This is a genomic window from Streptomyces sp. NBC_00984 (genome assembly GCF_045162475.1).
Classification (GTDB): Bacteria; Actinomycetota; Actinomycetes; order Streptomycetales; family Streptomycetaceae; genus Streptomyces.
Window position 1 is genome coordinate 6549426 of sequence record NZ_CP108734.1, and the last position, 20259, is coordinate 6569684.

Sequence of the window (20259 nt, forward strand, 5' to 3'; positions counted from 1 at the left end):
CGGCCCCGGGCCCATGCCCGGGGCCGTATGTCACGGTCGAGGCCTCAGAGCCTGTCGGGTGACCTCCGACCGGGCGGCCACGCCCTGGCACGCACGCTTCCCGCGTTGTCGTCGGTGGCCAACGCTCCGCGTCGACTCCCTCCTCCGCCTTGGAACCGCACGCACCAGACCGCGTCCGCTTTTCCGGTCCGAGGTCACCCGACAGGCGCTCAGCCGAGGTCTCCGGCCGCGGTGCGCTCGGCCAGCTTCACCAGCGTGCGGACCGCGGAACCGGTGCCGCCCTTCGGCGTGTAGCCGTACGGTGCGCCCTCGTGGAAGGCCGGGCCGGCGATGTCCAGGTGCGCCCAGGCGATGCCCTCGCCCACGAACTCCTGCAGGAACAGACCGGCCACCAGGCCGCCGCCCATCCGCTCGCCCATGTTGGCGATGTCGGCGGTCGGGGAGTCCATGCCCTTGCGCAGGTCGGCGGGGAGCGGCATCGGCCAGGAGGCCTCGCCGACCTCCTCGGCGATCTCGTGGATGGAGGTACGGAAGGCGTCGTCGTTCGCCATGATGCCGAAGGTGCGGTTGCCCAGCGCCAGCACCATCGCGCCGGTCAGGGTCGCCACGTCGACGATCGCGTCCGGGTTCTCCTCGGAGGCGCGGGTCAGCGCGTCGGCGAGGACGAGCCGGCCCTCGGCGTCCGTGTTGAGGACCTCGACGGTCTTGCCGCTGTACATGCGCAGCACGTCACCGGGGCGGGTGGCGTTGCCCGACGGCATGTTCTCGGCGAGCGCCAGCCAGCCGGTGACGTTGACCTGGAGACCGAGGCGGGCGGCCGCGACGACGGTCGCGAACACGGCGGCGGCGCCGCTCATGTCGCACTTCATCGTCTCGTTGTGGCCGGCCGGCTTCAGCGAGATGCCGCCCGAGTCGTAGGTGATGCCCTTGCCGACCAGGGCCAGGGTCTTCTCCGCCTTCGGGTGCGTGTAGGCGAGCTTCACCAGACGCGGGCCGTGGGTCGAGCCCTGGCCGACGCCCAGCAGACCGCCGAAGCCGCCCTTGACGAGCGCCTTCTCGTCCAGGACCTGCACCTTGATGCCGTGCTCCTTGCCCGCGGTGGTGGCCACGGCGGCGAAGGACTCGGGGTACAGGTCGTTCGGCGGGGTGTTGATCAGGTCGCGGGCGCGGTTGATCTCCTCGGCCACCGCGACGGCGCGCTCGGCGGCCGCCTTGAACGCCTTGTCGCGCGGCTTGGCGCCGAGCAGGGCGACCTCGCCGAGCGGGAGCTTCGCGCCGTTGCCGTTCTTCTTGCCCTTGGGGGCGAGCTTGTCCTCGCCGCCCTGGTACGCGGTGAAGGCGTACGCGCCCAGGAGCGCGCCCTCGGCGACCGCCTCGGCGTCCTCGGCGGACGCGAGGGGCAGCGCGAAGCCGGCCTTCTTCGAGCCGGTCAGGGCACGGGCGGCCGAGCCCGCGGCCCGGCGCAGCGCCTCGCTGTCGTACGCCTCGTCCTTCGCAGGGACGGAGCCGAGCCCGACCGCGATGACGACCGGGACCTTGAGGCCGTCGGGTGCGGGGAGCTTGGTCACCTCGCCCTCGGCACCCGCGGCGCCCAGGGCCTTCAGGACGGTGGCGAGCTTTCCGTCGAACGCCTTGTCCACGGCCTCGGCGCCCGGTGCGAGGACCAGGTCCCCAGACTTGGATCCAGCGCCCTTGGCGACGCCGACGACGAGTGCGTCGGCGCGCAGCGTCGCCGCACCGGCAGTGCTGAGAGTGAGAGCAGTCACGGTGGTGAAATCTCGCTTCCGTTGAGTTCGTTGTCGGTCGAGGGGTGGGCCGACCGTGCCCGGCGCATCGTAGACGCCGCCGCAATGCGCCGGGAATGAGCCTACGCGCGCCATTGCTGCGGGATCACGGCGGCGGGCCGTCGGTGGCCCGATGTGGAGCCCCGGCCGCGGTCCCGGGCGTCCGGTCCGGGGCCCGTGGAGCGGGAACCGGACGTGGACATAGGGTCGTTGGCGGTGCCGGAACGACAGGGGAGAACCATGCACGTCCGTGGGGCCGCACGCCGGACGGGAAGCGGCCGGTCGCTGCCCGTCGCCGTACTGATTCTGCTGACCCTGCTGGCCTGCTGCACGTCGGCGCCGGAACCCTCCGGGAAGGGCCGCTGGCGGCCGGAGCCGGGCATCGGCTGGCAGTGGCAGCTCTCGGGCCGGCTGGACCCGACGGTGGACGTCCCGGTGTACGACATCGACGGCTTCGACCACCAGGCCTCGGCGGTCGGCGATCTGCACCACCGGGGCCGCAAGGTGATCTGCTACCTCTCCACCGGCGCCTGGGAGGACTTCCGCCCGGACGCCGGGAAGTTCCCCGCGTCGGTACGGGGCAAGGGCAACGGCTGGGAGGGGGAGTACTGGCTCGACATCCGTCGCACGGACGTCCTCGAACCGCTGATGGAGCGGCGGATCGAGATGTGCGCGGAGAAGGGCTTCGACGCGGTGGAGCCCGACAACATGGACGGCTACCGCAACCGCACCGGCTTCCCGCTGACCGCCGCCGACCAGTTGCGCTACAACCGGCTCATCGCCCGGATCGCCCACCGCCACGGGCTCGCCGTCGGCCTGAAGAACGACCTCGGGCAGATCCCGGAGCTGGAGCCGGACTTCGACTTCGCGGTCAACGAGCAGTGCGCGCAGTACGAGGAGTGCGGGAAGCTCACCCCGTTCGTGAAGGCGGGCAAGGCCGTCTTCCACGTCGAGTACGAGCTGCCCGTCAGCCGGTTCTGCGCCGGGTCGCGGCGGCTGGGGCTCAGCTCGCTGCTGAAGAAGTACGAACTGGGCGTGTGGCGCCAGGAGTGTCCGGAGGCCCGCGCCTAAAGGACCGGTGCCTGACCGAACGTCAGGACCACCAGGGCCGTCGTCGCCGCCGTTTCCGCCAGCGCGCCGAAGACATCGCCGGTCACCCCGCCGAAGCGCCGCACGCAGTGCCGCAGCAGGAGCTGGGCGAGACCGAGCGCGGCCACCGCGGCCAGCGCGTGGCGCAGCGCCCCGTAGCCGCCGAGGAGCGCACCGGCCCCCGCGCAGCCCGCGACCACCACGGCCCCGACCGCCACCGCGCCCCGGACCGTGACCGTGCCCGCCACCGCAGCGCCCAGCCCCTCCGGGCGGGCCGGCGGCACGCCCCGGCGGGAAGCCAGGGTGAGCGCGAGCCGGGCGGTGACCGCGGCGACGGCCGCCGCCACCGCGCCGTACGCCCAGCCCTGCCCGTACAGCTGATGGAGCGCCGCGACCTGGGCCAGCAGCACGAACAGCAGGGTGATCACACCGAATGGCCCAATGTCCGACTGCTTCATGATCCGCAGGGCGTCGCCGGCGGGCTTGCCGCTGCCCAGGCCGTCGGCGGTGTCCGCGAGACCGTCCAGATGCAGCCCCCGGGTCAGCACGGCGGGAACGGCGGCCGAGGCGACCGCGGCGAGCAGCGGCCCTGAGCCGAGCAGCAGCAACAGGCCGCCGGGCACCGCCGCGAGCAGGCCCACGACGAGGCCGGCGAGCGGTGCGCACAGCATCCCGGCGCGGGCGGTCTCGCGGTCCCAGCGGGTGACGCGGACGGGGAGCACGGTCAGGGTGCCGAAGGCGAAACGGATGCCGTGGCTGTTCAGGGAGGTCACGGCGCGCAGGCTAATCGGTACGCCCGGCGGATAGATTGCTCGGAACACAACAGACCATGACAGAAGCGGCATATCGGGAGTGGGTGGCATGGGTCACTGGTTCGATCAGAACATCGTCGAGCCGGGAAAGCTGCCGCTGCTCCTCGCCCTGGCCGCCTTCGTGCTCACCTTCGCGATCACCCGGGTCATCACCCGGATGATCCGGGCGGGCAAGGGCCCGTTCCGCAACATCACACCCGGCGGAATGCACATCCACCACGTGGTCCCCGGTGTCGTGCTGAGCGTCGTCGGCGGCTTCGGCGCGGTCGCCAGCGGACGGCAGGGCGTCACCGCGGGGGTCTGTGCCGTGGTCTTCGGCACGGGCGCGGGGCTGGTACTGGACGAATTCGCCCTGATCCTCCATCTCGACGACGTGTACTGGACCGAGCAGGGCCGCCAGAGCGTGGAGGTGGTGGTCCTCACCGCGGCGCTGGTGCTGCTGGTGCTGGCCGGATTCTCACCGCTCGGCGTGAACGAGCTGAGCAGCGACGAGCAGCAGGGCAGACTCGGCGTGATCCTGACCCTGGTCGTCAACTTCTGCTTCGTGCTGATCGCCCTCTTCAAGGGCAAGGCGCGGCTCGCGGTCGTCGGCACGCTCGTCCCGTTCGTCGCGCTGATCGGGGCGATCCGGCTGGCCCGGCCGACATCGATGTGGGCGAAGCGCTTCTATCGCAACCGTCACCGGGCCCGCGCCCGGTCGGTGCTGCGCGCCTACCACCACGACGTGCGCTGGGTGGGCCCGCGGCGCAGATTCCAGGATCTGATCGGCGGCGCACCGGACCGGGTGCCGCTCCCCGGACGCAAGACCTGATCCTGGCGTTGGTGCCGACGCGTCGTGCGGACGCACAGCACGAGGATCGCGCCGATCGCCACCAGGTGCTCCTTGCCCGCCAGATTGTTCTTCAGGACCACCTCGACCACCATCGCCGCGATCACCAGCGCCCCGGTGAAGCGGGCCCGGTAGACGCAGCAGACATAGACGGCGAGGCCGACCACCGCCGCGGACGGGCCGGTGTCGACGACCCGGGCGTCCGAGACCGGCAGTCCGAACAGCACGTCCGGGCCGAGCGCGACACCGATCCGCGCGTACAGCGTCCCGGCCAGCGTCGCCACGTACGCGATCAGCAGCGTGCGCCACCGGCCCAGGCAGATCTCGGCGGTCCCGAACACCATCAGGATCTGCACCAGCGCTCCCCAGACCGGCAGATCCAGCGCCGGCACGAACAGCGACAACGGCGTACGCAGCAGGGCCGCCCACAACGGGGCCTCGGCCCGCACCGCCCCGAGGCCGTGCACCACCCCGAAGCCCCACGACCGGTTCTGCACCACCTGGAGCAGCGCCGTCAGGCAGACCGCGGCGACCGTCATCGGAATCGCCCGCAGCCGTGCGGCGGCGAGCATTCCGCGTACGGCCCTCAGCAGCGGACCCCACTCGTGGCGAGCTGCCCCGCACAGCGCGGGCACCGGTCTCATCCATCGGTCCCGAGGTGCGAGCGGTGCAGCCACTTGGGCAGACCGGGCGCCTCCAGGAACCCTTCGGCACGACCCGCCGCGACGCCGATACGCAGCAGGTCCGAGCTCTTCTCGAACAGCATGAAACGTGGCTCCCAGATCGGTCGGTACTTCGCGTTGGCGCGGTACAGCGATTCGATCTGCCACCAGCGCGAGAAGAAGCTGAGCATCGAACGCCACAGCCTCAGCACCGGTCCGGCACCGAGTCGCGAACCCCGCTCGAAGACGGACCTGAACATCGCGAAGTTCAGTGAGACCTGGGTGATCCCGATCTCCTCGGCGCGCTGGAGGAGCTCGATGACCATGAACTCCATCAGCCCGTTCTCGGCGTCCCGGTCACGGCGCATCAGGTCCAGCGAAAGGCCGTTCGGCCCCCACGGGACGAAGCTCAGCACGGCGCGCAACTCGCCCCGAGCGCCGCCCTCCCCGGTCGGGGCGTCACGGCATTCGAGCATCACGCACTGCCCGTCGGCCGGATCACCGAGCCGGCCGAGCGCCATCGAGAAGCCGCGTTCGGTCGCCCCGTCGCGCCAGTCGTCGGCGCGCCGCACCAGTTCGGCCATCTCCTCCTCGGGGATGTCCGCATGGCGGCGGACGGTCACGTCGTACCCGGCGCGCCCGACCCGGTTGTACGCCTGGCGGACGGTCCGCATCGCCCGCCCCTCCAGGGTGAACTCGGCGGTCTCCACGATCGCTTCGTCGCCCAGCTCCAGGGCGTCCAGGCCGTGCCGCGCGTAGACGGTGCCGCCCTCCTCGCTCACCCCCATCACCGCAGGGATCCAGCCGTGCTCGCGGGCCTCGGCCAGCCACGGATCGATCGCCCCGGGCCAGGCCTCCGGATCGCCGATGGGGTCGCCGGAGGCGAGCGAGACCCCGCCCACCACCCGGTAGGTGACGGCGGCCTTCCCGGTGGGGGACCAGATGACGCTCTTCTCCCGGCGCAGCGAGAAGTAGCCGAGCGAGTCGCGTTCGCCGTGCTTCTCCAGCAGCGCCCGGAGCCGGGCCTCGTCCTCGGGGGTGATCGGGTCGACGGCCCGGCGGGCCCGGAACGCCGCGTACACGACGGCGATCAGCAGCAGCGTGGAGAGCACGTTGATGGTGACGTTGACCCAGCCCGGGGTGGTGATCCCGGGGAAGGCGGCGTCGTTCTCGGCGACCGAGACCAGCCTCAGCGCCCCGTAGCGCCAGCGGTCCAGGAAGGGCGCGCGGTAGCCGTGGGGCGCGGTGTTGGTGAGGGTGACCAGGCCCGCGGCGATCAGCGAGGTGACCAGCAGCCCGCCGACCGCGACGACGGCGGCCAGCTTCGGGTTGGACCGGTCGCCCTTCGCGTAGAACTCGCGCCGCCCGAGGACCAGGGCCAGGACGAAGGCGGCGGTCAGCGCCAGCGAGATCCAGTTCTGCGGATACCGCCGGACCTCCGGGAACCCGATCACCAGGGCGAAGAGCAGCAGCAGCAAGCCGCTCACCACCATGTTCACGATCCAGGCGGCCCGCTTGCGGCGGCGCATGGTGACCGCCAGGAAGAGCGCGACCACCCCGGAGGAGAAGCCCGCGGTGAGCAGATAGGGAGTGAAGTAGTTCTCGGTGTTGTGGCGGCGCAGATCGTTGCCGAGAGTGACCCAGACGGCGCTCAGGAAATTGATGAACGACACGACGCGCAGGTACCAGATGGTGAATGCCGCGCTGCGCCGTGACCGGACGGTGCTCGGTGACCGGACGCTGTCCCGCCCGGATTCCTCGGTGGACAATCGGACCTCTCCCATGAAAAGCGATCATATGGTGCATCGCACTGCATGAGGGACTGCGCTGCGGCCGGTGTTCAACGGCCGCAGCGCCGCCGGTCCGTGAGCCTCAGGTCGCGTCGCCGTAGGCGGCGCCTGCCTCGGCTCCCTCGTCGGCGCCGTCCTTCTCCTCGGCGACGGGGTCGCGTTCGGGCAGCTCGGCCGCCAGTGCGGCAGCGGCCCGGACAAGCGGGAGTGCGAGCAATGCCCCGCTTCCTTCCCCCACGATGACGCCGTGGTCCAGCAAGGGGTTGAGCGCCATCCGGTCCAGTGCCTTGGCCTGCGCCGGCTCGCCGCTCGCCTGACCCGCCAGCCACCAGTCCGGCGCCCGGAAGGCCGCCCGCTGACCCACCAGCGCACAGGCCGCGGAGACCACGCCGTCCAGGATCACCGGCAGCCTGCGCACCGCGCACTGGAGCAGGAATCCGGTCGTCGCCGCCAGATCCGCACCGCCCACCGTGGCCAGCAGCTCCAGCTGATCACCGAGGACCGGCCGGGCCCGCCGCAGCGCGTCCCGGATCGCCGCACACTTGCGCATCCACGCCAGATCGTCGATCCCCGCGCCGCCGCGCCCGGTGACCACCGAGGCGTCCGTACCGCACAGCGCCGCGATCAGCGTGGCCGCGGCCGTCGTCCCGCCCACGCTCAGATCACCGAGCACCACCAGATCAGTGCCCGAATCGGCCTCCTCGTCGGCGATGGCCATGCCGAGACGTACCGCCTGCTCGGCCTCCTCGGCCGTCAGCGCGTCCTCGATGTCGATCCGGCCGCTGCCGCGCCGCACCCGATGACGGACCACCGACTCGGGCAGCAGTTCCGGATCGCAGTCCAGGCCGGCGTCGACGATCCGGACCGGTACGGAGAACTGCCGGGCCAGCACCGCGAGCGGTGTCGCGCCGTCCAGCGTGGCCCGCACCAGCTCGTGGGCGGTGCCGGCCGCGCGCCCGGAGACACCCAGCTCGGCCACCCCGTGATCACCGGCGAAGAGCACCACGCGCGGCTGCTCGATCGTCTTGACCGGTACGGACTGCTGCGCGGCCGAGAGCCATTCGCCCAGCTCGTCCAGGCGGCCGAGGGAGCCGACGGGAACGATCATGCGCTCCCGGCGTTCCTCGGCGTCGCGCCGTACGCCGCCGTCGGGGCGTTCGATCAGGTCGGAGAAGTCGTCCAGATTCACGGGGGTCTGCCTCGCGGGTCGATGCGTCGAGTGGGCCGGTGAGCCCGGCGGCGGGCTCACTGCGGAACAGTACCCGCCGCATTTCTGACGCCCGGTCAGTGCGAGGTTCTTCCACCGAACCGCAGCTGCGTCATCGCGGGCGTCAGGGTCCGCAGCCCCGGGAGCAGCGACTGGATCCGGATCAGCTCGCCCATCGCGCCCCGCCCCCGCGGCAGCCGCAGGGTGCGCACCTCGGTGATCGCCGGATGCGCACCGCGCAGCTTGGGCCGCTCGCCGGGATTCATGGCCCAGCGCATCGGCGGAATGGTCATGGTGCCGACCTTCGACGTGCCGGCCAACGTGCCCCTGGCGAGCCGGCGCGCCATCGTGTCCAGGACCAGGACACCGCCGGGCAGTCGTTCGGCGCAGGCCGCCAGGATCTCCCGGACCTCCGCGGGGCGCAGATACATCAGCAGTCCCTGGGTCGTGACGACGACGCCGCGGCCCTGCGGCTCGTCGATCTCGTCCAGCCAGGAGAGATCGGTCGCCGACCGCGACAGCGTGCGCAGCCGGTCCGAGCCGGGCAGCAGCGTCCGGCGCAGCTCGGCGACCTCCGGCAGATCCACGCTCAGCCAGTTCAGCAGGCCGTTGTCGACCCGCCAGAAGCCGGTCTCCAGACCGTCGCCGAGCGCGACCACGGTGGCCCGCGGCCGGTCGGCGAGATACTCCTGCACGGCCAGGTCGAAGCAGCGCGAGCGCAGTCCCTGGGCCTGCGAGTGGAACGGATTCGGCCGCCCGAACCGCTCCTCGAAGGGGTAGTCCAGATCCTTCAGCAGCCGCAGCGCCACCGGATCGTCCAGTACCGGATAGGGCCGGCCCGCCTCGTACGCCCGGTTGTAGAGCGTCCACAGCAGGGTCTCCGGAACCCCGCTCAGCATCGGTTGTACACGTGCCATGCCCGCTCCTCCTGTTCCTTCCGTGCCCATTCCTGTCCTGCCTCCGGTCAGCCGCGCAGGGTCAGCGCCTGCCCGGCCACCACCAGCAGCACCTGTTCGCACTCGTCGGCGAACGCGGCGTTCAGCCGGCCCAGCTCGTCCCGGAAGCGCCGCCCGGCAGCGGTCGCGGGCACCACGCCCGAGCCGGTCTCGTTGGTGACGGCGACGACCGTACGACGCGTTCCGCGCACCGCCGCGACCAGCTCGGCCGTCCGCTCCCGCAGGGCGCCCTCGCCACCGCCCGCCCATACCGCGTCGTCCCAGGCCGCCACCCGGTCCATCGCGTCGGTCAGCCACAGCGACAGGCAGTCGATCAGCAGCGGAGGCCCGTCCGACTCCAGCAGCTCCACCAGCTCACAGGTCTCCTCGGTGCGCCAGGCGGCCGGTCTGCGCTCCCGGTGCAGGCCGATCCGGGCCGCCCACTCGGCGTCCCCCTCCCTGCCGCCACCGGTCGCCACGTACACCACCTCGGGGAACGTCTCCAGGCGCCGCTCGGCCTCCACCGACTTGCCCGACCTGGCCCCGCCCGTCACCAGCGTGCGCCGCGGCACCTCCGGGGCCGTGCGGTACTCGCCCACCACCAGCGTCGTCCCGTCCGGCACGGCCCGCGCGCCGGCCGCCGCGAGCCGCCGGTCCAGCTCGGCGCCGGGCGGCGCGTCATGGTCCAGATGGACGGCCACGACCTCGGTGGCCGGGCCGATCGCCGCCACGGCCCGCAGCCGTGCCACCGCGTCCGGCCGCCCCACCACATCGCCGACCACCATGTCGTACGGCTCCGCGAGCCGGTCCGCGAGACCGGCGGGGGCGGCCCCCGGCGGCATGTACAGCAGCCGCGAGCCCTCCGGTCCCGTGACCTCGTACCCCGTCCCCGGAGCGTCCATCGGCACCGCCCGCACCCGGTGCCCGCTGATCAGCGTCAGCACCCGCCCGTCCGGCACCCGTCCCGCCGGGGGCAGCCCCGCGGGCAGCTCCACGGCGGGCCCGTCGTGCGGATGGGTGAGCAGCACCTGCCGTACCCCGGTGAGCGAGTGCCCCGCACGGGCCGCGGCGAACACGGCCCCCGGGGTGAGATCGAGCAGCAGTGCGTCGTCGACCAGCAGCGCGGTCGACGCCCGCGAGCGCGCCCCGCGGGCGGCGGCGCAGGCGGCGCAGGGGCATTCGGGCCGCGGCAGCCCGTCGGGGGCTCCGGTGCCGAGCAGAGTCAGTTCCACGCTTCCGATCCTCCCGCGTCCGTGCAAGCGGTGCGCGACGTGGGGGCGTCCGGACGGGTGCGGGCCCGGTCCCCGCACCGGACTCAGGCACTAGGCTGCGGGCAGCAAAGTGACCCAGGAGGCGGACATGGCGTGGACGTGGCGGTTCGAGAAGTCCGACGGTACGGAGACGGAGCCGGCCCTGCAGCCGGAGGAATTCACCACCCAGGGCGACGCGGAGTCCTGGATCGGTGAGTACTGGAAGGAACTCCTCGACGGCGGGGCGGACCAGGTGACGCTCTTCGACGACTCGACGAAGATCTACGGTCCCATGAGCCTCCAGGCGGACCAGGGCTGATCCGCCCCCTCGCGCGGGGCCCCGCCGCCGTACGGGCAGGGAGACAGGCCCGTACGGCGGCAGGGCGCGCGACGCGGGGACGCCAGGGCGTGTTTCAGATCTCGCCCAGGGTGACCTTCGCCTTCTGCTCCGTACCGTTGCGCAGATAGGTCACCTCGACCTTCTGGCCCGGTTTGTCCGAGGCCAGCGCCTCCGACAGCGCGGTGATCGTCGGGACCGGCTGACCGTCGATCCCGGTGATGATGTCACCGGCCCGCAGCCCCGCCTTCTCCGCGGCGCCGCCCTTGGTCACGCTGACCAGTGCCACCCCGATCGGCTGGTAGTTGTCGTCGACGACCGTGCGTCCGGTGATGTTCAGGGCCGCCCGGCCCGAGTCGGTGACCTTGCCACTCTTGATGATCTGATCGGCGACCGTCTTCACCATCGACACCGGGATCGCGAACCCGATCCCCGGCGCCGCGCTGCCGCCCAGCTCCGGGTCCGTCGCCGCCAGGGTCGGGATGCCGATCACCTCGCTGTCCAGATTGACCAGCGCGCCCCCGCTGTTGCCCGGGTTGATCGCGGCCGAGGTCTGCACCATGTTCGCGATCGTCGCGCCGGTGCCGCCGCCCGCTCGGCTCTCGCTGACGGTCCGGCCGAGCGCCGAGACGATGCCCTGGGTGACGCTGGAGGACAGCCCGAGCGGCGAGCCCATCGCCAGGACGATCTGCCCCACCTCGACCTTCTCCGAGTTGCCGAACTTCGCGGGCTTCAGGCCGGCCGGCGCGCTGTCGAGCTTGATGACGGCCAGATCCTGTTCCGGATAGGTGGCCACCAGCTTGGCGCCCTTCACCTTCTCGCCGGTGGCGACGGTGACCTTGAACGTCTTGCTGTTGCCGACCACATGGGCGTTGGTGACGATATGGCCCTTGGTGTCGTAGACGATGCCGGAGCCCAGGACCTCGGAGGCCTCGATCTGCACCACCGACGGCAGCACGTTCTTGATCACGGTCTGGTAGTCGCTCTGCAGGTCACCGGCGGTTCGGGTGGCGGAGGCCGACCTGCTGGGTTCGGCCGTCGGCGATTCGGAGGCCGCGTCCGAGCAGCCGCTCACCAGGGCGAGCGCACAGACACCTGCGATCAGGGGCAGCAGCCGGCGGGCACGGCCGCGGGAGTGGGATGCATCCATGTCCGGATTATCACTTTTTACGCCACTCTCGGCCTGTCGGGTTCGGCCGGCCGGGGCGCGCCGCCGGACCGTGCCGGCGACCCGCTCCCGCGTCCGCTCAGCCCCGTACTCCGCACAGATGCAGCAGCGCGGCCACCCGGCGGTAGGGATCCGTCCGCCCGGCACGGTCCTCCGCGGCCAGCACCTGCTCCAGTTCGGCGGCGGCCGGCAGCTCCACGTCGTTGCTCACGTTGTCCGTGAAGACGCGCACCCCGTACCAGGCGTGCAGGGGCGCCGCGATCCCGGCGAGCGTGGACGTCAGGGCGTCCAGCCGGTCGGCCCGCACCGTGAGGCCCAGCCGGTTGGTGTACGTGTCCGTGTCGAAGGCGGTCAACGTCGCGCTCCAGTCCCCGGCGGTCCCGGGGCGCATCGCCAGCGCGTCCGCGTTCCGTACGAGCAGCGACAGCAGTCCGCCCGGGGCCAGCATCCGGGCCAGGCCCGCCAGCATCGCGTCCGGCTCCCGGACGTACATCAGCACGCCGTGACAGAGCACCACGTCGAAACTGCCGGGCAGGAAGTGCACCCCGGTGTCCAGGCCGTTGCCCTCGATCAGCCGGACCCGCTCGCGGATGCCCGCGGGTTCGCTGCCGAGCGCCTCCTTGGCCACCCGCAGCATCTCGGCATCGGACTCCAGGCCGGTCACCGTGTGACCGGCCCGCGCCAGGCGGAGCGCCTGGGTGCCCTGGCCCATGCCCACGTCGAGCACGCGCAGCCGCTGTCCGACCGGGAAGCGCGCCGCTATCTGCTCGTCGAGCTGCCGGGCCACCAGCTCCTGGCGGACGGTGTTGCGCAGCCCGCCGAGCCCCTTCAGCCATACCGAGGAGGCTCCGGAGAATCCGGCGACGGGAACGGCATCGTCCGGCCGGCCGGCGGACGGACCGCCGGTCGGGCCGGAGACGTGCGTACTCAGGGTCGCTCTCCACGCTTGACCTGCGGCTTCGGCAGCCGGAGGCGACGCATCTGAAGCGTGCGCATCAGGCCGTAGGCGACCGCGCCACGCTTGGGCGTATCGGGGAAGCGCGCGTTGAGCTGCTTCTTCAGGCGGAACGCGAGACCGATCGAGTCGATCACGATCAGCACGATCACGACGAGCCAGAGCAGCAGCGAGATGTTCTGGATGTTCTGCACCTGGATCACGCTGAGGATCAGAATGATCACGGCGAGCGGCAGGAAGAACTCCGCGATGCAGAAACGCGAGTCCACGTAGTTGCGGACGAAGCGCCGCACCGGGCCCTTGTCGCGAGCCGGCAGATAGCGCTCGTCGCCACTGGCGAGCGCCTCACGCTGCTTGGCCATGTCCACACGGCGCGCTTCGCGCTGCCGCTTCGTGGCCTCCTTGCGGTCGAGCGGCGCGCCACTGGAGGCACGACGGCGCTGCGACTGGGCATCGCTGCGCTTGGGGGTGGGGCGACCTTTGGGGGCCTGCGGGTCGCGGGGCTGCGTGGAGAGGTCCGCCGTCACCTTGCCGGTGGGCGCCTTCTCTTCCTTCGAACGGCTACGGAACACAAGGCCCAAGGGTACGGGTTCGATCGCCCCGACCCCAGGCCGGTCGGGAACGATCCGGCAACGGCCTGCGTCCTCGCCGGTGTACCGGCCCGTCCGGTACGTTCGGCGGCACCGGGTCTCCCTGACCTCCGCCTACTCCCTGGGCCGGAGTGGTGACCTGGTGCAGTCGTCCTTGGGTAGGAGCACATCCGTGCTCGAACAGTGCGGTAATAGAGGCAGGGCCCGTACTGTGGGTTCTGTTGGAGTGCTGGAGCTCAGTCCGTCAGAAGGGGGCGCGCGAAGCCCATGAGCGGTGTCATGAAGCGTATGGGGATGATCTTCCGCGCGAAGGCAAACAAGGCCCTTGACCGGGCCGAGGATCCGCGCGAGACCCTCGATTACTCGTACCAGAAGCAGCTCGAACTGCTTCAGAAGGTACGTCGCGGTGTCGCCGATGTGGCGACCTCGCGCAAGCGGCTGGAGCTGCAGCTGAATCAGCTGCAGGGACAGTCGTCCAAGCTGGAGGACCAGGGCCGCAAGGCGCTCGCGCTCGGCCGCGAGGACCTGGCCCGCGAGGCGCTGTCCCGGCGCGCCGCACTCCAGCAGCAGGTCACCGACCTGGAGACGCAGCACACCACGCTGCAGGGCGAGGAGGAGAAGCTCACTCTCGCGGCCCAGCGGCTGCAGGCCAAGGTCGATGCCTTCCGCACGAAGAAGGAGACCATCAAGGCCACCTACACCGCAGCCCAGGCGCAGACCCGGATCGGCGAGGCCTTCTCCGGGATCTCCGAGGAGATGGGCGATGTCGGCCTGGCGATCCAGCGGGCCGAGGACAAGACCCAGCAGCTGCAGGCACGGGCCGGCGCGATCGACGAGCTGCTCGCCTCCGGAGCCCTGGACGACCCGACCGGTACGGCCAAGGACGACATCGCCGCCGAGCTGGACCGGATCTCCGGTGGTACGGATGTGGAGCTGGAGCTGCAGCGCATGAAGGCCGAGCTGGCCGGCGGCTCCACCCCGCAGCAGGCGATCGAGGGCGGCCCGCAGGATGCCGCCCAGCAGCAGTCGTCGCAGTCCCCGCACAGGTTCGACAAGAGTTGAGGCGGCGTCATGATCGTACGGATCATGGGGGAGGGCCAGGTCGCACTGGCCGACAGTCATCTCGCCGAGCTCGACGGGCTCGACGACGAACTGCTCGCCGAGATGGAGAGCGGTGACGGACCGGGCTTCCGTGCCACTCTCCACGCGCTCCTGGCGAGGGTGCGCGAGCTCGGCACAGCGTTGCCGGACGACTCCCTGGAACCGTCCGAGCTGATCCTGCCGTCGTCCGACGCGACCCTCGAAGAGGTGCGCGCCATGCTCCGCGACGACGGTCTGATTCCCGGCTGACACCGGTCGTCTCTCCAGCACCCGCACGAACCCGTGCCCCGTGTCCGGTCCGCCGGACACGGGACACGGGCGTGCCAGGGCCTTCCGTCCGGATCGCGCAGGGCTCGCGGGGCCCGGCCCGCCGTTCTCCGGTGTGCTCCGCCCGGGACCCGGTCCGATTCCCGCGCGACACGCCGTAACGTAGCTTGACGTGACCACCCTCGGAACCGGGGTCCTGCGTGTCCGGCACTGGCTGCGCGACCACCCCCTCGCGCTGGACGCCGCGCTGGCCCTGACCGTGCTGATGGCCATGATCATCGGGTCGTTCGCCCATCCGGGTGCGGGGGAGGGGCGCTCCTTCGGCACCCGCGCGCCCGCGGTGAGCGGCCTGCTGCTGATGGTGTCCGGTGCCGTGGCGCTCATCTGGCGGCGGCGCAATCCCCTGGCGGTGCTCGCGGTCACCGCCGGGCTGACGGTCATCGAGCTGGTGCGGTCCGATCCGCCCGCGCCCGTGGTCATGAGCACCGTCATCGCGCTGTTCACCGTCGCCGCCCGCACCGACCGGCCCACCGCCTGGCGGGTCGGTCTGCTGACGGTGGCCGCGCTGACGGCCGCGGCGATGCTCTTCGGCCCGGCGCCCTGGTACAGCCAGGAGAACTTCGGCGTCTTCGCCTGGACCGGCCTGGCCGGCGCCGCGGGGGAGGCCGTCCGCTCCAGGCGCGCCTTCGTCGACGCGATCAGGGAACGGGCCGAACGGGCCGAACGCACCCGCGACGAGGAGGCCCGGCGGCGGGTCGCCGAGGAGCGGCTGCGGATCGCCCGCGATCTCCACGATGTCGTCGCCCACCACATCGCCCTGGTCAACGTGCAGGCCGGGGTGGCCGCCCACGTCATGGACCGGCGCCCCGACCAGGCCAAGGAGGCGCTGGCGCACGTCCGGGAGGCCAGCCGCTCCGCGCTCGACGAACTGCGCGCCACCGTCGGGCTGTTGCGCCAGTCCGGCGACCCGGCGGCACCGACCGAACCCGCCCCCGGACTCGCCGTCCTCGACGCCCTGGTCGACACCGTCCGCCGGGCCGGGCTCCCCGTCGAGGTGGCCTGCACCGACCGGCGGCCCCCGCTGCCCGCGGCCGTCGACCTGGCCGCGTACCGGGTCATCCAGGAGGCGCTGACCAATGTCCGCAAGCACGCGGGCCCCGGGGCGAAGGCCGAGGTGAGCGTCGTACGGGTCGGGGCCACGGCCGAGATCACGGTGATCGACAACGGCTCCGGCGGGGGCTGCGACGGCGACGGCGGCGGTCACGGCCTGCTCGGGATGCGCGAACGCGTCACCGCGCTCGGCGGCACCCTCACCGCGGGGCCCCGCTACGGCGGCGGATTCCGGGTGCATGCGATCCTGCCCGTCGAGGCCCGCACGGCGGAGTCCGGGAAGCCGGGCGCGGCGGGCCGGACGGGGGAAGACACATGACGCCGCCCATCAAGGTGCTGCTCGTCGACGACCAGGCGCTGCTGCGCAGCGCGTTCCGGGTGCTGGTCGACTCGGAGGCCGACATGGAGGTGGTCGGCGAGGCGGCGGACGGCGCGCAGGCCGTGGAGCTCGCCCGCTCGACCCGCGCCGACGTGGTGCTGATGGACATCCGGATGCCCGGTACGGACGGACTCACCGCGACCCGCATGATCAGCGCCGATCCGGAACTGGCCGACGTACGGGTCGTCATGCTCACCACCTTCGAGGTGGACGAGTACGTGGTGCAGTCGCTGCGGGCCGGGGCGTCCGGCTTCCTCGGCAAAGGGGCGGAACCGGAGGAACTGCTCAACGCCATCCGTATCGCCGCGGGCGGCGAGGCGCTGCTCTCACCGGCCGCGACCAAGGGCCTGATCGCCACCTTCCTCGCGCAGGGCGGCAGTGCGGAGGGGGACGGGCCGAGCGCCGCGGAGTACTCCGAGCGGCTCGCCGCGCTCACCGGCCGTGAGCGCGAGGTGCTCGTCCTGGTCGCCGGGGGCCACTCCAACGACGAGATCGCCGAACGGCTCGCCGTCAGCCCGCTCACCGTCAAGACCCATGTGAACCGGGCGATGGCGAAACTGGGCGCCAGGGACCGGGCCCAATTGGTGGTAACTGCCTACGAATCCGGCCTGGTGCGCCCCAGGGTGGAGTGACGGGTGGAGATACGGCGTACTCCACCTGCGGTATGCGCGGCATAAGAAAGCGACCTGGGGCCGACGCTTTCGCCCTTGCCCGTAGGACATCGTGTATCTGGGCCGGGTCTGTCCCCGAGTGACCCGCCCACCTGCCGCGTAAGCCACAGAAGAGAGACCCACCCATGTCCTGGCTGTCCAGATTCAGCCTCGCGCAACGGGCCCTGATCGGACTGATCTCGATCGTCGCGCTCGTATTCGGAGCGATCGCGATCCCGCAGCTCAAGCAGCAGCTGCTGCCCACCATCGAACTCCCGATGGTGTCGGTAATCGCCCCCTATCAGGGTGCGTCCCCCGATGTGGTCGAGAAGCAGGTCGTCGAGCCGCTCGAGAGTTCCATCAAGGCCGTCGACGGCGTCACCGGCACCACCTCGACCGCCAGCGAGGGCAGCGCCGTCATCATGGCGTCCTTCGACTTCGGCAGCGAGGGCACCAAGCAGCTCGTCGCCGACATCCAGCAGGCGGTGAACCGCGCCCGCGCCCAGCTGCCCGACGACGTCGACCCGGAGGTCATCGCCGGCTCGACCGACGACATCCCGGCCGTCGTCCTCGCCGTCACCTCCGACAAGGACCAGCAGGCGCTCGCCGACCAGCTGGACCGCACGGTCGTCCCCGCCCTGGAGGACATCAGCGGCGTCGGCCAGGTCTCGATCGACGGTGTGCAGGACCTCCAGGTCTCCATCACCCCCGACGACAAGAAGCTCGCCGCCGCGGGTCTGAACGCCATGACGCTCTCCCAGGCGCTCCAGGCGGGCGGGGCGACCGTCCCCGCCGGATCCTTCTCCGAGTCGGGCAAGAGCCGCACCGTCCAGGTCGGCGGCGCCTTCACCTCCCTGAAGCAGATCAGGGACCTGCGGGTCACCGGTCAGGACCCGGCAACGGGCAAGCCCGGTACGCCGGTCCGCGTCGGTGACGTCGCCACGGTGAAGCAGGAGCCGTCCACCGCGGTCTCCATCACCCGTACGAACGGCAAGCCGAGCCTCGCCGTGATGGCCACGATGGACAAGGACGGCAGCGCCGTCGCCATCTCGGACGCGGTCAAGGACAAGCTCCCCGACCTCCGCAAGGACCTCGGCGCCGGCGCCGAACTGACCGTCGTCTCGGACCAGGGCCCCGCCGTCTCCAAGGCGATCTCCGGTCTGACCACCGAGGGCGCGCTCGGTCTGCTCTTCGCCGTCATCGTGATCCTGGTCTTCCTCGCATCGCTGCGCTCGACCCTGGTCACCGCGGTCTCCATCCCGCTCTCCGTGGTCCTCGCGCTGATCGTGCTCTGGACCCGTGACCTCTCGCTCAACATGCTCACGCTGGGCGCGCTGACCATCGCGATCGGCCGCGTCGTCGACGACTCGATCGTGGTCCTGGAGAACATCAAGCGTCACCTCGGCTACGGCGAGGAGCGCCAGTCGGCGATCATCACCGCGGTGAAGGAAGTGGCCGGCGCGGTCACCTCCTCGACCCTCACCACGGTCGCCGTCTTCCTGCCGATCGGTCTCGTCGGCGGCATGGTCGGCGAGCTCTTCGGCTCCTTCTCGCTGACCGTCACCGCGGCCCTGCTGGCGTCCCTGCTGGTCTCGCTGACCGTCGTCCCCGTCCTGTCGTACTGGTTCCTGCGCGCCCCGAAGGGCGCCGCGGAGAACCCGGACGAGGCCCGTCGCAAGGCCGAGGAGAAGGAAGCCCGCAGCCGGCTCCAGCTGCTCTACGGCCGGGTGCTGCGCTTCGCCACCCGACGCCGTATCACCAGCATCGTCATCGCCGTCGCCGTGCTCTTCGGCACCTTCGGCATGGCCCCGCTGCTGAAGACCAACTTCTTCGACCAGGGCGAGCAGGAAGTCCTCTCCATCAAGCAGGAGCTGGCCCCCGGCACCAGCCTGGCGGCCGCCGACGAGGCGTCCAAGAAGGTCGAGAAGCTCCTCGCCGACGACAAGGGCGTCAAGGACTACCAGGTCACCGTCGGCTCGTCCGGCTTCATGGCGGCCTTCGGTGGCGGCACCGGCACCAACCAGGCCTCGTACCAGGTCACCCTGAAGGACTCGGGCGACTTCGACGCCACGCAGAAGCGCATCGACGCGGCGCTCGGCAAGCTCGACGGCATCGGTGACACCACCATCTCCGCGGGCGACGGCTTCGGCAGCCAGGACCTCAGCGTCGTGGTCAAGGCCGCCGACGCGGACGTGCTGAGGAAGGCGTCCGAAGAGGTACGGGCCGAGGTGGCCAAGCTCAAGGACGTCACCGATGTCCAGAGCGACCTGGCGCAGAGCATCCCGCGGATCTCGGTCACGGCCAACGCCAAGGCGGCGGAGGCCGGCTTCAACCAGACCACGCTCGGCGCGGCCGTCGCCGGAGCGGTGCGCGGCACCCCGTCCGGCAAGGCGATCATGGACGACACCGAGCGGGACGTCGTCATCAGGTCCGCCCACCCGGCCACCACGATGGCCGAGCTGAAGAACCTCCCCCTCGGCCCGGTGAAGCTCGGACAGATCGCCGACGTCGAACTGGCCCCCGGACCGGTCTCGATGACCCGGATCGACGGCCAGCGCGCCGCGACCATCACCGCCAAGCCCACCGGTGACAACACCGGTGCGGTCAGCACCGCGCTTCAGACCAAGATCAACGCACTGAAGCTCCCGGACGGCGCCACCGCCACCATCGGCGGCGTCTCCCAGGACCAGGACGACGCGTTCGTGAAGCTGGGCCTGGCCATGCTCGCGGCCATCGCGATCGTCTTCATGCTGCTGGTCGCGACCTTCCGGTCGCTCATCCAGCCGCTGATCCTGCTGGTCTCCATCCCGTTCGCGGCAACCGGCGCGATCGGCCTGCTCGTCATCACCGGCACCCCGATGGGTGTCCCGGCGATGATCGGCATGCTGATGCTGATCGGCATCGTGGTCACCAACGCGATCGTGCTGATCGACCTGATCAACCAGTACCGGACCCAGGGCATGGGCGTCGTCGAAGCGGTCATCGAGGGTGGCCGCCACCGGCTCCGCCCGATCCTGATGACCGCACTCGCGACGATCTTCGCCCTGCTCCCGATGGCGCTCGGCGTCACCGGCGAGGGCGGCTTCATCTCGCAGCCGCTCGCGGTGGTCGTGATCGGTGGCCTGGTCACCTCGACGCTGCTGACGCTGCTCCTGGTGCCGACGCTGTACACGATGGTGGAGCTCTTCAAGGAGCGCCGCGCGAAGAAGAAGGCGCTCAAGCGCGCCAAGAAGGCCGGCGTGCCGGTCCCGGCCGAGTCCGCGGAGACCCCCTCCGAGGAGCCGGAGCCCGCGAAGGCCTGACCCGCCTGGCATGACGAGGGGCCTGTCCCACACGCGCGTGTG

General features: G+C 71.4%; 18 protein-coding genes. 8 read left to right on the forward strand and 10 right to left on the reverse strand.

Going from position 1 to position 20259, the window contains the following annotated elements; genetic code table 11:
* Nucleotides 1-209: 209 nt before the first annotated feature.
* Entirely contained in the window at nucleotides 210-1766 is a 1557-nt protein-coding gene (locus tag OG520_RS29270; protein ID WP_406015174.1) for a leucyl aminopeptidase, read from the reverse strand.
* A 258-nt stretch (nucleotides 1767-2024) separates the two neighbouring features.
* Between OG520_RS29270 and OG520_RS29275 the strand changes: the two genes are divergently transcribed.
* Nucleotides 2025-2855: an endo alpha-1,4 polygalactosaminidase gene (locus OG520_RS29275; protein WP_406015175.1), complete on the forward strand. Its 831-nt coding sequence runs from the start codon at nucleotides 2025-2027 to the stop codon at nucleotides 2853-2855.
* On the opposite strand, the gene OG520_RS29280 is transcribed toward OG520_RS29275, so the two are convergent.
* Nucleotides 2852-3646, reverse strand: a complete 795-nt coding sequence (locus OG520_RS29280; protein WP_406015176.1) for an adenosylcobinamide-GDP ribazoletransferase — start codon at nucleotides 3644-3646, stop codon at nucleotides 2852-2854. The genes OG520_RS29275 and OG520_RS29280 overlap by 4 nt on opposite strands.
* An 88-nt stretch (nucleotides 3647-3734) precedes the next feature.
* Here OG520_RS29280 and OG520_RS29285 point away from each other — a divergent pair, with 88 nt between their 5' ends.
* Nucleotides 3735-4496 (forward strand): hypothetical protein, encoded by a 762-nt coding sequence (locus tag OG520_RS29285; protein ID WP_399326032.1) that lies wholly within the window; start codon nucleotides 3735-3737, stop codon nucleotides 4494-4496.
* Here the strand turns inward: OG520_RS29285 and OG520_RS29290 are convergent.
* The 5 genes from OG520_RS29290 to OG520_RS29310 all read right to left on the reverse strand — a co-directional run bounded on the left by OG520_RS29290 (nucleotide 4397) and on the right by OG520_RS29310 (nucleotide 10340).
* Nucleotides 4397-5158, reverse strand: coding sequence for a hypothetical protein (locus tag OG520_RS29290; RefSeq protein ID WP_406015177.1), 762 nt, complete (start codon nucleotides 5156-5158; stop codon nucleotides 4397-4399). The two genes, OG520_RS29285 and OG520_RS29290, sit on opposite strands and share 100 nt — an antisense overlap.
* Entirely contained in the window at nucleotides 5155-6960 is a 1806-nt protein-coding gene (locus OG520_RS29295; RefSeq protein WP_399326028.1) for a phosphatidylglycerol lysyltransferase domain-containing protein, read from the reverse strand. Before OG520_RS29295 ends, OG520_RS29290 begins: the two co-directional genes overlap by 4 nt.
* Nucleotides 6961-7048: 88 nt before the next feature.
* Complete coding sequence (cobT, locus tag OG520_RS29300; protein ID WP_385550941.1) at nucleotides 7049-8155, reverse strand: nicotinate-nucleotide--dimethylbenzimidazole phosphoribosyltransferase; 1107 nt, start codon at nucleotides 8153-8155, stop codon at nucleotides 7049-7051.
* Nucleotides 8156-8250: 95 nt separating this feature from the next.
* Nucleotides 8251-9090: a class I SAM-dependent methyltransferase gene (locus OG520_RS29305; RefSeq protein WP_406015178.1), complete on the reverse strand. Its 840-nt coding sequence runs from the start codon at nucleotides 9088-9090 to the stop codon at nucleotides 8251-8253.
* A 47-nt stretch (nucleotides 9091-9137) separates the two neighbouring features.
* Nucleotides 9138-10340, reverse strand: a complete 1203-nt coding sequence (locus tag OG520_RS29310; RefSeq protein ID WP_406015179.1) for a bifunctional adenosylcobinamide kinase/adenosylcobinamide-phosphate guanylyltransferase — start codon at nucleotides 10338-10340, stop codon at nucleotides 9138-9140.
* Nucleotides 10341-10467: 127 nt separating this feature from the next.
* On the opposite strand from OG520_RS29310, the gene OG520_RS29315 reads away from it, so the two are divergent.
* Nucleotides 10468-10677 (forward strand): hypothetical protein, encoded by a 210-nt coding sequence (locus OG520_RS29315; protein ID WP_072483289.1) that lies wholly within the window; start codon nucleotides 10468-10470, stop codon nucleotides 10675-10677.
* Nucleotides 10678-10771: 94 nt separating this feature from the next.
* Here OG520_RS29315 and OG520_RS29320 read toward each other — a convergent pair whose 3' ends face one another.
* The 3 genes from OG520_RS29320 to OG520_RS29330 form a co-directional block, all read right to left on the reverse strand.
* The gene (locus tag OG520_RS29320) at nucleotides 10772-11845 is read right to left on the reverse strand and encodes a S1C family serine protease (RefSeq protein WP_406015180.1); all 1074 of its coding nucleotides are present in this window, start codon (nucleotides 11843-11845) and stop codon (nucleotides 10772-10774) included.
* Nucleotides 11846-11942: 97 nt separating this feature from the next.
* On the reverse strand, nucleotides 11943-12677 hold the full coding sequence (locus OG520_RS29325; RefSeq protein ID WP_406016594.1) for a class I SAM-dependent methyltransferase: 735 nt from the start codon (nucleotides 12675-12677) through the stop codon (nucleotides 11943-11945).
* A 113-nt stretch (nucleotides 12678-12790) separates the two neighbouring features.
* Nucleotides 12791-13390, reverse strand: a complete 600-nt coding sequence (locus OG520_RS29330; protein ID WP_399326018.1) for a DUF3043 domain-containing protein — start codon at nucleotides 13388-13390, stop codon at nucleotides 12791-12793.
* Nucleotides 13391-13687: 297 nt separating this feature from the next.
* Between OG520_RS29330 and OG520_RS29335 the strand changes: the two genes are divergently transcribed.
* The 5 genes from OG520_RS29335 (at nucleotide 13688) to OG520_RS29355 (ending at nucleotide 20217) form a co-directional block, all read left to right on the forward strand.
* Nucleotides 13688-14470, forward strand: coding sequence for a PspA/IM30 family protein (locus tag OG520_RS29335; protein WP_072483677.1), 783 nt, complete (start codon nucleotides 13688-13690; stop codon nucleotides 14468-14470).
* A 9-nt stretch (nucleotides 14471-14479) separates the two neighbouring features.
* Nucleotides 14480-14758: a PspA-associated protein PspAA gene (locus OG520_RS29340; protein WP_124718101.1), complete on the forward strand. Its 279-nt coding sequence runs from the start codon at nucleotides 14480-14482 to the stop codon at nucleotides 14756-14758.
* 190 nt (nucleotides 14759-14948) lie between these two features.
* Nucleotides 14949-16205, forward strand: a complete 1257-nt coding sequence (locus OG520_RS29345; protein ID WP_406015181.1) for a sensor histidine kinase — start codon at nucleotides 14949-14951, stop codon at nucleotides 16203-16205.
* The gene (locus tag OG520_RS29350) at nucleotides 16202-16897 is read left to right on the forward strand and encodes a response regulator (RefSeq protein WP_406015182.1); all 696 of its coding nucleotides are present in this window, start codon (nucleotides 16202-16204) and stop codon (nucleotides 16895-16897) included. The genes OG520_RS29345 and OG520_RS29350 overlap by 4 nt, the downstream gene beginning before the upstream one ends.
* 164 nt (nucleotides 16898-17061) lie before the next feature.
* Nucleotides 17062-20217, forward strand: coding sequence for an efflux RND transporter permease subunit (locus OG520_RS29355; RefSeq protein ID WP_406015183.1), 3156 nt, complete (start codon nucleotides 17062-17064; stop codon nucleotides 20215-20217).
* Nucleotides 20218-20259: the final 42 nt, after the last annotated feature.

Coding starts and splice junctions, on each gene's coding strand:
- OG520_RS29275 (WP_406015175.1), top strand. CDS start 2,025: ATGCACGTCCGTGGGGCCGCACGCCGGACGGGAAGCGGCCGGTCGCTG.
- OG520_RS29285 (WP_399326032.1), top strand. CDS start 3,735: ATGGGTCACTGGTTCGATCAGAACATCGTCGAGCCGGGAAAGCTGCCG.
- OG520_RS29290 (WP_406015177.1), bottom strand. CDS start 5,158: ATGAGACCGGTGCCCGCGCTGTGCGGGGCAGCTCGCCACGAGTGGGGT.
- OG520_RS29295 (WP_399326028.1), bottom strand. CDS start 6,960: ATGGGAGAGGTCCGATTGTCCACCGAGGAATCCGGGCGGGACAGCGTC.
- OG520_RS29305 (WP_406015178.1), bottom strand. CDS start 9,090: ATGGCACGTGTACAACCGATGCTGAGCGGGGTTCCGGAGACCCTGCTG.
- OG520_RS29315 (WP_072483289.1), top strand. CDS start 10,468: ATGGCGTGGACGTGGCGGTTCGAGAAGTCCGACGGTACGGAGACGGAG.
- OG520_RS29320 (WP_406015180.1), bottom strand. CDS start 11,845: ATGGATGCATCCCACTCCCGCGGCCGTGCCCGCCGGCTGCTGCCCCTG.
- OG520_RS29335 (WP_072483677.1), top strand. CDS start 13,688: ATGAAGCGTATGGGGATGATCTTCCGCGCGAAGGCAAACAAGGCCCTT.
- OG520_RS29340 (WP_124718101.1), top strand. CDS start 14,480: ATGATCGTACGGATCATGGGGGAGGGCCAGGTCGCACTGGCCGACAGT.
- OG520_RS29350 (WP_406015182.1), top strand. CDS start 16,202: ATGACGCCGCCCATCAAGGTGCTGCTCGTCGACGACCAGGCGCTGCTG.
- OG520_RS29355 (WP_406015183.1), top strand. CDS start 17,062: ATGTCCTGGCTGTCCAGATTCAGCCTCGCGCAACGGGCCCTGATCGGA.